General features: G+C 38.8%; 6 protein-coding genes and 1 pseudogene. 6 read left to right on the top strand and 1 reads right to left on the bottom strand.

Translation table 11 applies throughout. From position 1 onward, the window contains the following. Together HMPREF2613_RS11555 and HMPREF2613_RS06375 are read left to right on the top strand one after the other, a co-directional pair. Window positions 1–2,265, top strand: a pseudogene (locus HMPREF2613_RS11555) (hypothetical protein); the annotation flags it as partial. A gap of 149 nt (window positions 2,266–2,414) precedes the next feature. After that, a complete protein-coding gene (locus HMPREF2613_RS06375; protein WP_070479767.1) occupies window positions 2,415–6,290 on the top strand; it encodes a mucin-binding protein in 3,876 nt (1,291 codons plus the stop codon). A gap of 120 nt (window positions 6,291–6,410) precedes the next feature. Here the strand turns inward: HMPREF2613_RS06375 and HMPREF2613_RS06370 are convergent, their stop codons facing one another. Then, a complete protein-coding gene (locus HMPREF2613_RS06370) occupies window positions 6,411–6,959 on the bottom strand; it encodes an NADPH-dependent FMN reductase (protein ID WP_070479766.1) in 549 nt (182 codons plus the stop codon). Between the two features lie 254 nt (window positions 6,960–7,213). Here HMPREF2613_RS06370 and HMPREF2613_RS06365 point away from each other — a divergent pair, with 254 nt between their 5' ends. The 4 genes from HMPREF2613_RS06365 to HMPREF2613_RS06350 all read left to right on the top strand — a co-directional run. Beyond that, entirely contained in the window at window positions 7,214–7,702 is a 489-nt protein-coding gene (locus HMPREF2613_RS06365; RefSeq protein ID WP_070479765.1) for a cell wall elongation regulator TseB-like domain-containing protein, read from the top strand. Next, window positions 7,699–8,877, top strand: coding sequence for a pyridoxal phosphate-dependent aminotransferase (locus HMPREF2613_RS06360; protein ID WP_070479764.1), 1,179 nt, complete (start codon window positions 7,699–7,701; stop codon window positions 8,875–8,877). The genes HMPREF2613_RS06365 and HMPREF2613_RS06360 overlap by 4 nt, the downstream gene beginning before the upstream one ends. Window positions 8,878–8,899: 22 nt before the next feature. Further along, window positions 8,900–10,243, top strand: coding sequence for an asparagine--tRNA ligase (gene asnS, locus HMPREF2613_RS06355; protein ID WP_000167160.1), 1,344 nt, complete (start codon window positions 8,900–8,902; stop codon window positions 10,241–10,243). Window positions 10,244–10,496: 253 nt separating this feature from the next. Next, window positions 10,497–14,307, top strand: a 3,811-nt coding sequence (locus HMPREF2613_RS06350) for a mucin-binding protein (RefSeq protein ID WP_070479763.1), incomplete at its 3' end; no start/stop codon positions are given.

Here is a 14,307-nt window from a genome sequence, read left to right as displayed (position 1 = left end):
GTCTACACTGTAACCCTTTCAGAACGTGTTGAACGTGTAACACCGAAAGATCCTAAACCACAACCAAACACCCCAGTCAATCCAGGACAACCAAATACACCAAATTGGCCACGTACTGTCGAGAGAATGGAGAAATTGACTCAAACAATAACTCGTCGTATCAACTTCCGTTACCTTAAAAATGGAAAAGCTGCATATGGAACGATTGATCAACATATCAGCTATGAAAGAAATGCTCTTGTGAATTTGGTTTCTGGTGATATCAATTATGAACAATGGAAGATTACTGGTATTAAAAACCAAGATGTTGTAGCTCCAGTAGCATCTCAACCATCAGCTACAACTCCTACAGTAGCAAATAATAGTGTAACAAGAGTTGTAAGATCATCTAGTGTAAGACTAGCTTTAGCTCCACAAGTTACTAATTCTCAAGAGTCTCCATTAGGCTTAACTGTGACAGAAAATGGTGAGCGTTCAGTACGTCGTTCATCAAGAGGTAAACGTGCCACTGTAGCAGAGCCAGATAGTTCAACTAATTCAGAAGCTGATTCATCTGTTAATGCAGTGTTCAAAGCAGTACGAACTCCTATTACACCAAAATTCTATGCTACTGTGAATAAAATAGGAACGATGGAGGTTAACCCAAATTCTCCTCAAGATACAGAAGTTAATGTCGACTTGAAAGAAATGGGACGTATTGTAGCAGTCAATAATAAAGGACAATATATCAATGAACAAGGAGAGGTTGTACAAAACATTGAAGACGCTCTCTATAAGTACTATGATAATGATCCAAACGATGCAACAAAAGCAGCGGAAACAAAAATTCCTGCGGCTCCAAAATTCCATGTATTAAATAATACGCAACCAACTGTTTGGGGATATAATATTGTTGACAAGACAATCGAACCAAATGATGAATCTGATCCTGATCGTATCGGAAAAGATACCTTTGTAACATATAATGAAATTATTGATCCAGTATCTAAGGAAACAGAGCAAACTGTGAGCTTTACTGGTGCAGATTCTGCAACTCCTAAAGATAATGTGCAAAATGATTTTGTCTTCAAGGGATCATATAATGAAGCGACTAAAGAAACAACTTGGGAAAACAAGAACCATACCTATGGCATAGTTAAAGTCCCAGTTGTGGCAGGATATTTTGCTGATAAATCAGAAGCTGGTGCTAAGACAGTTACGCCAGATTCACCAAAAGCAACAGATACAGTTACATATAAAGCTTTGGGTAAAATCATTCCAGTAGATGCTTCTGGAAATGTGATTGTAAATGCTCCTCAACCACAATACATGAATGATGCAAATGATCCTCGTAAAGCTGGAGAAACTGCAGTACCTGAAATTGTAGGCTACAAACCAGAGCGTACAAGTGTCACACCTGAAAATCCAGGTGAAGATACAAAGGTAATTTACGTCAAGAAAGATCAAGTTGCAGTGGTTCGTTATATAGATGTTGATAATAAGGATGAGGTCGTTCATACAGACAATGTTACTGGTAAATCTGGAGAAAAGATTGCTTATACGACAGAAACTGTTTTGAAATCATTGATAGAAAAAGGGTACTTATTACAGAAAGATGGTTTCCCTACAGATGCAACTTTTGATACAGATGAAACTAAAGTTCAAGACTATACAGTTCTATTGAAACATAAGATCACTGTTAAAAAAGATGTTCCTAAAGTAGTAGAGAGAACGATCCATTATGTATTTGCAGATGGTACAAAAGCAAGTGAAGATCACCATGATCAAGTAAGTTTTTCACGTATGTTAAGTATCGATAATGTAACAGGTAAAACTACAAGTACATCTTGGGTTTCTGAAGATGGAGTAACAAGTTTTGACGAAGTGGTGTCTCCAACCATTGCAGGATACAATCCTGATCTTGCTAAGGTAGATTCGGTTCAAGGAATTACAGCAGAAACTGGAAATCAAGTTGTAACTGTAACTTATAGAAATGTTCAACCAATTCCACAAGTTACACCAACTCCAATTCCGACTCCGCCCCCAACTCCACAAGTTACGCCGGACCCGGTACCGACTTCAACTCCAACTCCACAAGTTACGCCAACTCCAGTTCCAACCCCGACCCCAGCTCCAAAAGTGCCGTCAGCAGTTCCAGCTCCAAAAGAGGAGGAAAAAGAACTTCCAAAAACTGCTGGTCACTCTTCTGGTATGGCTCAAGCTCTAGGAGTGCTTGGCCTAATTGCTGGATTCAGTTTAGTTGGAAAAGCAAAACGAGATGAATAAAATCAAAACAAAACTCTAGACAACAAAATATTGAAGTGTAGTGTTTTAGGGAGTGAGAATGTATGTCAATACAGCATCAATTCCACTCCCTTTTTTATCATAAAAAGTTAGAGAGAAAATATATGTATTCAAGAGTAAAACGGAATCAAATGAATAAGGTAAACAAGTATTCCATTAGAAAATCAAGTTTTGGTGCAGTATCTGTTGCTGTAGCTGCCTTGATGGTTTTTGGTACTTATTCAAATGTGAGTGCAGATGAACAGAAAGTAGATTCACATCGCACTGAAAAAGAAGAACAAAAAGTCTCTGAAAAACCAGAAGAGACCAAGCAAGAGAAATCTGAGGAAAAAATAGCAGAATTACCTTCAACTCTTCAAGCTCCAGTTTTGGAAAAAGAAGAATTAGATATCAATGCCTTTCTTAAGAAGGAAGCAGAATCTAAGGTAGCATCTGAGACAAAAACTTCGGACTCAAAAGAATTCACTTCTAAAGAAGTTAAGTCTAGTGAAGAAAAAACTACCTCACCTACTTCAAGTGAGAACGTAAAAGAAGAAAAATCAGTCGAAAAAACAACCTTAGAACAGGTTGTATCAGAAGCAGAAGTTTTAAATCAAGTTGCTGTTCGTTATGCTCAAGAAGCAGATCGTAAAGCTGAAGAAAAAGCCTTAGTTCAAGAAGCTGTTAAGGCAGCAACAATTCAGATTTCACAATCAAAATCCTTGTTGAAAGATTCATCTGTTAGTGTAGAAAATCTTAAGACTCAATTAAATCAACTGTATTCAGCTATTGAAACAGTTTATACTGAGTTGCAACGTGCAGGACACGGCAAGAAAATTAGTGCTAGTCTATCGCCAACTCAAACACAGGATGTAGCTATCGATAATGGAAATATTATTGCCAGTGGTACAATTGACATGGCCGACCGTGTAACTTCAACAGGTATTGCTGATTATCGCTTCCAATTAAAATTTAAAAATGGTGCCTATCATAAGGGGGATATCTTTACAATTGGTTTGAAGGAATTGCCACAAGATAATAATCTTCCTCAAAAATTGGTTGCTGAAGGTAAAGTATTTGCAGAACGAGTGAGTCTGGTTCAGAAAAATGATAATGCCAAAGCTGGAAGCCTTTCATACTGGGCTTCACGTGGAGACCGTGACGTTGCTTTGGACACAAAAGAATCATGGGATTTAATTGACAAAGGGAGTCATATTGAAGCAACATACCGTTTTACTGACGAAATTGAACGCTTAGATGATGTTACTTTTGAACTTCAATACAGAGGTGGAATTCGTTATCCTCGAGTGAACGTGGATAAGTCTGTAACTGGTGTTATTTCAGTTAATGGTCAAAATGTAGTCACTAAGAATTACACTGTGATTAAAACAGATATAGGAGCACCTAAAGTTTATGATACACCAGCTACAGCTAACTTCACAGGTGATGTTATGTTGGATGATGATGGTAGTATCAAAACATATAACAGCACTCTTCGTATCGGAACATGGAAATCAAACTTTAGTGCAGGGACCCGTTTCACCGTTCGTATCAATGATACAGAATTCAATAAGTTTGCTACTGTCGGTGAATTTGTTGAACGTGGTGCCCACAATGTCGAAATGATAAATACTAGCCCTGATACATCAAGAACAAGGGTAAATCGCCATAATGTTATTTTGGAGGCACCTCGTGAAGAGCCTGGTCAACATGCCAAATTCAAGATTCTTAAGGCTGCTGATAATGAATTAACCTTTGAACTCGTTTCTGGAAAGATGTTGGCTGGCAGAACCTATGTATTACGTACAAAAGATTTTGGAGTTGACCGTGTTCCGACAAGTCACACAGTTAATTATCTGAATGAAGCTAGAAATGGTTTTAAATCAAATGTTCCGGGAACATTGACAGTTGTTGATGCCAAAGGTAAAAATCTTACAGACCAATACGAACAAGCTGCTGATTCTGACTGGAAAATTGCCAACCCAGATATGGTTAAAACAGATGGACGCCTTGTCTATGGAGATGTAGCGGTTCGCTTTGTTGATACTCAAGGAAAAATGCTCCTTCCTGCCATTGCAGCGGTGGAAAATGGAGGTATCCTTCAAGACAAATTTACTACTGTAAGACCATCTACCAAAATTGATACTAGCTATGTAGCTACTTTGGAGAGAAATACAACTGAGACAGAAGTTCAAGACAACAAGGGAATTCAAACAACATCTATCACAGCACCTTATCTATTACATTCGCCAAATGGTAAATATTATGTCTTCAAAGAGTATGCACAGAATGATCGCTTTTATAGTAATACGAAGACATATGGTACGATTACACGAGCTCAAGCCAACGTGGTAGCTGTGTACGAAGAAGCTAAATTTGGTAAAGTTGATATTCAGTATCGCGATAAAACAAGTCAAGCTATTTTAGAAACATTCAATACACCACATGATAAGAGTACAAAACTCATTAACTTGTTGGGGAACAACTATGATGTGACTGCTAAAGTTCCTGAGCGTTTCGAAAAAGATGGTGTGGTATATGTCTTGTCGCAAACACCTGCTAATAGTAAGGGACATTTGACACAGGCTGATATCCATGTTGTTTATGATTATCTTGCTCAACAAAAAGCACAGGTTAAATACCTCAATCAAACAGAAACAAGTCCTAAAGTTTTAGGAAATGTGGATAGTGTAGTTGGTCTTCCAGGTGAAACAATTGTTTATAATTCAAAAACTCGTATTAATCAGTACCTAAAACAAGGATATGAATTAGTACATGATGGTTTTGCAAATGCTAATGATAAACGTTTCGACAGTGAAAAACAAACTGATCAAGTATTCTCAGTTCAATTAATCGAAAAAGTTGTGACTGTTACAGCAGATGATCCAAAACCAATTGCTGGAAATCCATTAGTAGCAGGAGATGCATTGTCACCTGTTTGGCCTAAATCGGTTGAAAACTTAGATACACTGAGAAAAATGACCAAGCAGACGATTCACTACAAATATCAAAAAGATGGCAAACAAGCTTTCAAAGATGTAGTTCGATCTGTAGTTTTTGAAAGAGTGGCGAGAGTTAACCTCGTTACTGGTGCAGTTATTTATGATAATTGGAAAATCACAAGAATTGATGATAAACCAGTAGCGTCAGTGGATACGACTGTTCATAAACCAAATGTCACTCCACAAGGAGTAACAACTATTGCAGCAACTCCTTCTAGTCTAGGGAATGGAATTTCTATCAAACCAGTTTTGACTGTTCCGAATCCAGTTGTTGCATCATCACCAATTGTTGCAAAACCCGTCGTATCGGTAAAACCAGTAACACCGGTTAAACCAGCAGTGTCAACTCCGGCTAAGCCAGCACCTGTAGTTAAACCAAAACCGGTAGCACCATCAACACCAGTCAAACCAGTAATTTCGACACCAGTAACTCCAGCGCCTGTTGCCACACCACAACCAGTTGCTCCAGTGAAACCAGTAGCCCCTGCACCGGTAACACCTGTTAAACCGGCAGTATCTACTCCAGCTACACCAACACCAGCTGTGCAACCAAAACCGGTAGCGACTACTGATTCAAAACCTAGCTTAACTCCAGCTGAAGCCTTGGCTGCAATTAAACCAACAGATTTTTCTTCACAAACATCTGTTAATAAGAAAACAGAGACAAAACCTGTTCCTGGTGGAACGGCTACGACTACAACTACAACGACAACCACTGTTACCTCAAATGCGGCAACAGCGGGTCCAACAACACCGATTGTCACTATTACAACAAATGAAACTGAAACTCATTCAGAGGTGACAAGTGTCATTCATACTGGCACCACTAGCCACACGCATGTGGTCGGAGTTGTTACAAAACCAAACGTAGTTGTTACTCATCCAAAACCAAGTGTTCAGCCTAAACCGCATTTAACGAGACCTCATCATGGACCAGTACACCATGCTCCTTCGCGTCCAGGTAAACAAGTTAAACCGATTAGAACTGGACCAGGAACACGTGGCCATGCTAGAAGACATCGCTAAATAAAAAAGTGTCAATACTGATTTAACTAGTAGGATAGTATTAGATAGCACAAAAAATGAGCAACTTAAAATTAAAAGTTGCTCATTTTGATATTAAAGACTTTTTAAACTATCTATTTTTTACTGAATTGCTGCGACCAAGTCTTGAGCTTGTTTTTCAAGTGAGTTTAGGACTGTTTCTTCGAGAACCAATTTTCCATCTGCCCAAGCAGAGTCGTTAACACGCGCAGCAGTGAAATCACCAACGACTTGTGTACGGATAAATGGCAAGAGGTCCTTGTAAATAGCGAAGAGTTGATCGTGACCTGCATTGGCTACAGATGATACGGTGACAAACTTGTCTTGAAGGGCAGAAGCGCCACGTGTATCAGACAAGTCAAGGGCACGAGATAACCAGTCAAGCAAGTTCTTCACTGTACCAGGAATTGAGAAGTTGTAGACTGGAGAGAAAATCCAGATGGCATCCGCAGCGAGAACTGCTTCACGAGCAGCTGCTACAGCTGGGTGAGTTGGAACTTCTAAATCTTGACTGAAGAGAGGGACAGCTGAATAATCAAGATAGCTAACTTCTGCTTTACCAGCAAGTGCTTTCTCAGCTTCGAGAGCCATTTGGTGGTTGAAAGAACCTTGACGTAGTGATCCGACGATAAATAATACTTTTTTAGACATGATGTGTCTCCTTTTTCTTAAATTTCCGAGAAGTCTCTCGTTGTTATAAAATATATTACAACATAATAAAAGGACTTGCAAGAAATTTGCTCAGAGTTTATTTGAAAATTATAAAATTGCTGAAACTCTAGTCAGTTGCCACTGGAAAAGTAAGAACTGTTTTTTGAATTCTGGTTTGCTTTGAAGGAAGAAATAAAGTGCGATTGTTCTTGCATTCACTTGTAATAAAGCCCAATAGATGGTAAAATAGACGAGTGAAAACAAGACAAAATAAAGCAAAAAATAATCTACTGTGGCAGTATGGTCTAGGGATGACGATTTTGTTTGTGGTTATCAGTGCTTCCTTTCTGTATCTGGTTTCTCTTAGCATGAAACCTTATCAAACAGCTAAAAGTGAAGGAGAAAAATTAGCTCAGCAGTATGCAGGATTAGAGCAGACTGATCAGGTTGATTTATACAATGGCTTGGAATCTTATTACAGCGTTCTTGGTCGTAATAAACAGCAAGAAGCACTTGCTGTCCTGATTGGAAAAGATGACCATAAGATTTATGTTTATCAGCTAAATCAAGGTGTTTCACAAGAAAAAGCAGAAGCGGTTTCTAAGGAAAAAGGAGCTGGCGAGATTGACAAAATTACCTTTGGCCGTTATCAAGACAAGCCAATCTGGGAAGTCAAGTCAGGATCTGATTTTTATCTAGTAGATTTTGAAACAGGAGCATTGGTCAATAAGGAGGGCCTATGAAACTATCCAACCGTGTTTTAGAAATGGAAGAAAGTGTGACCTTGGCTGCTGGAGCCCGTGCCAAAGCACTGAAGGCTGAGGGAAGAGATATCTTGTCTCTAACCTTGGGTGAGCCAGATTTCACTACTCCAAAAAATATCCAAGATGCCGCCATTGCATCGATTCAAGATGGGCGTGCTTCTTTTTATACAGTAACCTCAGGCCTGCCAGAGCTCAAGGCAGCAGTCAATACCTACTTTGAGCGCTTTTACGGCTATTCTGTAGTGCCAAATCAAGTGACAGTAGCTGCAGGAGCAAAATATTCTCTCTATACCTTCTTTATGGCTGTGGTCAATCCAGGTGATGAAGTTATCATCCCAACCCCCTACTGGGTCAGCTATGGAGATCAGGTTAAGATGGCAGAGGGTGTGCCAGTCTTTGTTCCTGCTAAGGAAGACAATCACTTTAAGGTGACTGTAGAGCAGTTAGAAGCAGCTCGCACAGACAAGACCAAGGTTTTGGTGCTGAATTCACCATCTAATCCGACAGGTATGATTTACACCCGTGAGGAACTCTTAGCAATCGGGAACTGGGCTGTAGAAAATGATATTCTCATCCTAGCAGACGATATCTATGGGCGCTTGGTATATAATGGCCATGAGTTCACACCTATTTCTAGTCTATCAGAAGCAATTCGCAAGCAAACAGTGGTTATCAATGGTGTGTCTAAAACCTATGCTATGACTGGCTGGCGTATTGGCTATGCCGTTGGAGAAGTAGACATTATCGCTGCCATGTCCAAGATTGCAGGTCAAACAACTTCAAACCCGTCAGCAGTAGCCCAGTATGCAGCAGTTGAGGCTCTATCAGGCGAGCAAGATACGGTGGAAAGCATGCGTCAGGCTTTTGAGGAACGTCTCAATACCATCTATCCCCTTCTTGCTGAGGTGCCAGGATTTGAAGTGGTCAAACCGCAAGGAGCCTTCTACCTCTTCCCAAATGTCAAAAAGGCAATGGAGATGAAAGGCTATACGGATGTGACAGACTTTACAACTGCTATCCTAGAAGAAGCTGAAGTAGCCTTGGTAACAGGAGCAGGGTTTGGAGCGCCAGAAAATGTCCGCCTCAGCTATGCGACAGACCTAGACACGCTTAAAGAAGCAGTTAAACGCTTGAAAGCATTTATGGAAAAATAAAAGAAAAAGAAAAGGAAAAATAATGACAAAACGTGTAACGATTATTGATGTAAAAGACTATGTTGGTCAAGAAGTGACGATTGGAGCTTGGGTTGCCAACAAATCAGGAAAAGGAAAAATTGCTTTCTTGCAATTGCGTGATGGAACAGCTTTCTTCCAAGGTGTGGCCTTTAAACCAAATTTTGTGGAAAAATTTGGTGAAGAAGTGGGACTTGAGAAGTTTGATGTTATCAAACGCTTGAGCCAAGAAACGTCTGTTTATGTGACAGGTATTGTCAAAGAAGACGAACGTTCTAAATTTGGTTATGAGTTGGACATTACAGACATCGAAGTGATTGGTGAATCTCAAGACTACCCAATTACACCAAAAGAACACGGAACAGACTTCTTGATGGACAACCGTCACTTGTGGCTCCGCTCTCGTAAGCAAGTAGCTGTTATGCAAATCCGTAACGCTATCATCTATGCAACTTATGAATTCTTTGACAAGAACGGCTTCATGAAGTTTGATAGCCCAATTTTATCAGGAAATGCGGCTGAAGATTCAACTGAACTCTTTGAAACAGACTACTTCGGAACGCCAGCTTACTTGAGCCAATCAGGTCAGCTTTACCTAGAGGCAGGTGCTATGGCTCTTGGCCGTGTCTTTGACTTTGGTCCAGTATTCCGTGCTGAAAAATCAAAAACACGTCGTCACTTGACTGAGTTCTGGATGATGGACGCAGAGTACTCATACTTGACACATGATGAATCACTTGACTTGCAAGAAGCTTATGTAAAAGCTCTTCTTCAAGGTGTTCTTGACCGTGCGCCTCAAGCCTTAGAAACCTTGGAACGTGATACAGAACTATTGAAACGCTACATTGCAGAGCCATTCAAACGTATCACTTACGATCAAGCCATTGACCTCTTGCAAGAACATGAAAATGATGAAGACGCTGACTACGAGCATCTTGAGCATGGAGATGACTTCGGTTCACCACACGAAACTTGGATTTCAAACCACTTTGGTGTGCCAACATTTGTCATGAACTACCCAGCAGCTATCAAGGCCTTCTACATGAAACCAGTTCCTGGAAATCCAGAGCGCGTGCTTTGTGCAGACTTGCTTGCTCCAGAAGGCTATGGAGAAATCATCGGTGGATCTATGCGTGAGGAAGACTACGATGCATTAGTTGCTAAGATGGATGAACTTGGCATGGATCGTACAGAGTATGAATTCTACCTTGATCTTCGTAAATACGGTACAGTTCCACATGGAGGATTTGGTATCGGTATCGAACGTATGGTAACCTTCGCAGCAGGAACAAAACACATCCGTGAAGCTATTCCATTCCCACGTATGTTGCACCGTATCAAACCGTAAATAAAATAAAAAAGTTATTATAATAAAAAGAAGGGTAATTCCTTCTTTTTGTATTTTGGGTACAAAAATATTATACAAAAAGCGAGAATATATAGATCATTTTGGTTGACTGATGTTAAAAACATATGGTAAAATAGAATAATGAGTATTGTGTTGTAGTTTCGTTAAAGAAGGTGTTCTTTAGCAGGAGAGGAAGGGAAAACTGAGGACTTTAACCTTATTCTAAATTAACATATATAAACAAGGAGAAAACATGTATTCAAGAATGGAAAAATACCATGGTAGAAGAGCCCAGCGCTTTTCTATTCGTAAGTATAGTTTTGGTGCGGCTAGTGTTCTTTTGGGGACTGCTCTTCTTTTAGGAGCAAATGCTGTTAAAGCTGATGAGACAAACACTGATTCTGCAAAGGCTACAGAAGTTACAAATTCTGATAAACAGAAATCTGATTCTGGTTCAACAACACCAGTTGTTGAGGAACTTCCAGAATTAAAGATTGATGCTGTAAAAGCAGATGAAAAACCTGAAGTAAAAGAAGATGCTAAAACTGAAGCTAAACCTGTAGCAGAAAAAGAAGTTACCGATAAAGCTGCAACAGAAAAATCTGATAAAGAGCAAGCTGATAAAAAAGAAGCAGACAAAGAAAAAACTAACAAAGAAACATCTGAAAAAGCTGCAACAGAAAAAGCACAAGACGATGTTAAAACAGTTCTTACTCAATTGACTTCAGAAGCAGAAGTAATGGCAACAGTTGCTTCAAACTTTTCAGATAAAGAAGTCAAAGATGTTGAAGCTAAACAAAAATTGTCAGCTGCAATTGCTGCTGTTAAGTTAGAAGCAGTAGCATCTAAAGGATTACTTTCATCCGATGCTTCTAAAGACCAAATGGTAGCCCAAGTTAATCGTCTTTCTGCTGCCATTGAAGCAGTTTATACGGAAATGAAACGTGCTGGCCATGCAGGTAAAGTAGAATCGGTATTAGCTGCTACTGCATCAAAAATTACAGGTAAAGATGTTTTTAAAGATGGAGAAACAGTTAAAGCTGTAACAAACGCTTATGTTGATATGAATGCAGATAATACGGCTCCTACAGGATGGGGATTTGATACTACTATTAGTACATCAACTCTTAAAGCGGGTTCTATTACAAAAATTGAACTTACTAACTTAGCTGAGTTAGGTGCTGGTTTGGCAAATAATACGGAAATCAGAGCGACTGATGGAACAGTAGTTGGTAAAGTTAAATCTATCGACTTTAAAACAACTACAGGAAACAACAATAATAAATCTGTACCATATTGGGCACAACGTACACAACGTGGTATGACTTATGACCAACGTGTTGCTGAGCAACCAGCGGTAGCTAACGAAACTGGAACATATACTTACAACATCGAGTGGAACGATAAAGTAAAAGACTATCCGAATGTGTCGTTTGGAGCGAGTAATTTATCGGGTAATGGATATTTAGCTCCACAAATTTCAAAAGACACTCCGTATACAGCGACTATTAAAATTGATGGGCGTACAGTTCTGGAACATACTTATACAAGAAAAGGTCAACAACCTAGCTATCAAAAACAAGGTACGAGTGTATCACTAAGTGAAAACAATGGATTGACATACCTTAACAATGAGCAAATAGGTAGAAGTGATTCAATCGTATTAAAAACTGATTCAGATGTTCGTTATGGAGTAGGATCTAAATTTACAATCAAACTTCCTAATGCAGATTTTACTGAATTCAAAGAACTTGAAGGAAGTTCTAACTTTGTAAATGGATTAAATACAGCGTCTACTATTAAGCCTAATAAAGGAGATAGTATTACATATCGTCCAGCTAGTCGATGGGCTAATGTTAAAGCTAACGAAAACAACGTTTGGATTCTCAACGATGGTCGTGATAGTGGGTTCACATTAACGCCTCGATTAATCTCACCAACTGAGTTAGAACTTACAGTTACAGAAGGTGCTATTCAAGAAGGTTCTACCGTTTCTATGCCTTTACAATCTTTAGGAATTGAAAAAGTAATAAAAGACAAAACTTTAACAAGTGAATATTCTAATATTACTTATGAAAATGGATTAATTAAAGCAGGTTATGTAGGAAACGATAAAACTGCAGCAACTCTTACTGTATCAGGTGGAGAATCTGTTAACGGTGAGAAAGAAGATGTTATAACTACAGTGCCAAATGGTTGGGAAGTTCATGGTGACGGTAAAGTTCAAGGTGAGCCACCAACAGGAGCTGTTGTTAGAACATTCAAAGATTTAGTAACAGGTGAAGTTATAGGTTTTGAACCAACAAGATATACGGGGAATATACCTTTAAGTGAAGATGGTTCGAAAGATTATACTAATGTACTTGGAAACAAATATGATGTAAGTAATGATTCCGTAGACTTAGTTAAAGAAGTTAATGGAGAAGAATACGTTCTTGCGGATCTTCCTCCTGAAAACGTAAAAGGAACACTAAGTGTTACGAAGACAAGAGCAAGAGATTTATATTCTGAAGAAGAATTAAAAGCTAAAGGTATAAATGGATCTGCATTTGTTACCCCAGCAGAGTATGATTATGTTAAGAAAACAAAAGTAGAAGAAGTAAACCGTACAATTAAATTTGTATACGCTGATAATGTTGCAAATCTTGCAGGTACAGAAGTATTCCCATCACAAAAACAAACTGTAAGCTACACAGGTTCAATCAAGTTAACTGCAGAAGGTAAAGCGGTAATTAACTCTAATGACAGACCAGTTTATATTAACTGGAAAGGAACTGATGGACAAAGCACTGATCTTCCAGAACTTGCAGTACCTCAAAAAGAAGGTTACATCGCAAGTGTAGAAAAAGTTCCAGTACAAGCAACAACAGCTACAGATGAAGATTACGAATATGTTGTTAAATATACAGCAATTCAAAAAGCGAAAACAACATTTGTAGATGAAAAAGGAAATGCAATTCCAGGGGTAGCTGAAATTACTGAACAAGGTGGATCAGAAACTCCATTAACAAAAGAAGCTGATGTTAAAGCTAAGATCAAAGAACTTGAAAACAAAGGATATGAATTAGTATCTAATACATACCCAGAAGGTGGTAAGTTCGATACGGATAAAGATACAGATCAAGAGTTCAAAGTAACACTTAAACAAAAAGAAGTTACAGTAACACCAGATCAACCAAAAACACCAGGAACTCCAGTAGATCCAAATAACCCAGATGGACCTAAATACCCAGCTGGCTTGGAAGAAAAAGATCTAAACAAAACTGTTACACGTACAATCACTTATGTGTACGAAGATGGAACTCCAGTATTAAATGAAGATGGAACACCAAAAACAGTAACACAAGAAGCTAAATTCACACGTGAAGCAAAAGTGAACTTGGTAACAGGAGAAGTTACATACGGAGACTGGACACCAGCACAAGACTTAGCTGAAGTTAAATCACCAGTAGTTAAAGGATACTTAGCTGACAAAGCAAGTGTTGCGGTGGTAAATGTAACAGGTGATTCTGAAGATATTAAAGAAGTAGTAACATACAAACCACTAGGATCATGGGTACCAAATATCCCGGGACAACCAACAAACCCAATCAAATATCCGAATAATCCAGATGATCCAACAAAACCAGGAACTGATAAACCGGTATTACCATACGTACCAGGTATGACTCCAAAAGATGGAAATGGACAACCACTTAAACCAGTAGATCCACAAGATCCAACTAAAGGATATGTCATTCCAGATATTCCAAACGATCCAACTCAAAGTACGCCGATTAACTACGTAAAAGATACTCAAAAAGCTAAAACAACTTTCGTAGATGAAAAAGGAAACCCAATTCCAGGTGTTGATGCTATTACTGAAGAAGGTGACTCAGATACACCACTTACAAAAGAGGCTGATGTAAAAGCGAAAATCAAAGAACTTGAAAACAAAGGATATGAATTAGTATCTAATACATACCCAGAAGGTGGTAAGTTCGATAAAGATAAAGATACAGATCAAGAGTTCAAAGTAACGCTTAAAGCTAAAGAAGTTACAGTAACACCAGATCAACCAAAAA

It is taken from the genome of Streptococcus sp. HMSC070B10 (assembly GCF_001808665.1).
Taxonomy (GTDB): Bacteria; Bacillota; Bacilli; order Lactobacillales; family Streptococcaceae; genus Streptococcus.
Note: the sequence above shows the minus strand (reverse complement) of the source record. Positions and strands in the feature narration are given on the sequence as shown.

Coding starts and splice junctions, on each gene's coding strand:
- HMPREF2613_RS06375 (WP_070479767.1), top strand. CDS start 2,415: ATGAATAAGGTAAACAAGTATTCCATTAGAAAATCAAGTTTTGGTGCA.
- HMPREF2613_RS06370 (WP_070479766.1), bottom strand. CDS start 6,959: ATGTCTAAAAAAGTATTATTTATCGTCGGATCACTACGTCAAGGTTCT.
- HMPREF2613_RS06360 (WP_070479764.1), top strand. CDS start 7,699: ATGAAACTATCCAACCGTGTTTTAGAAATGGAAGAAAGTGTGACCTTG.
- asnS (WP_000167160.1), top strand. CDS start 8,900: ATGACAAAACGTGTAACGATTATTGATGTAAAAGACTATGTTGGTCAA.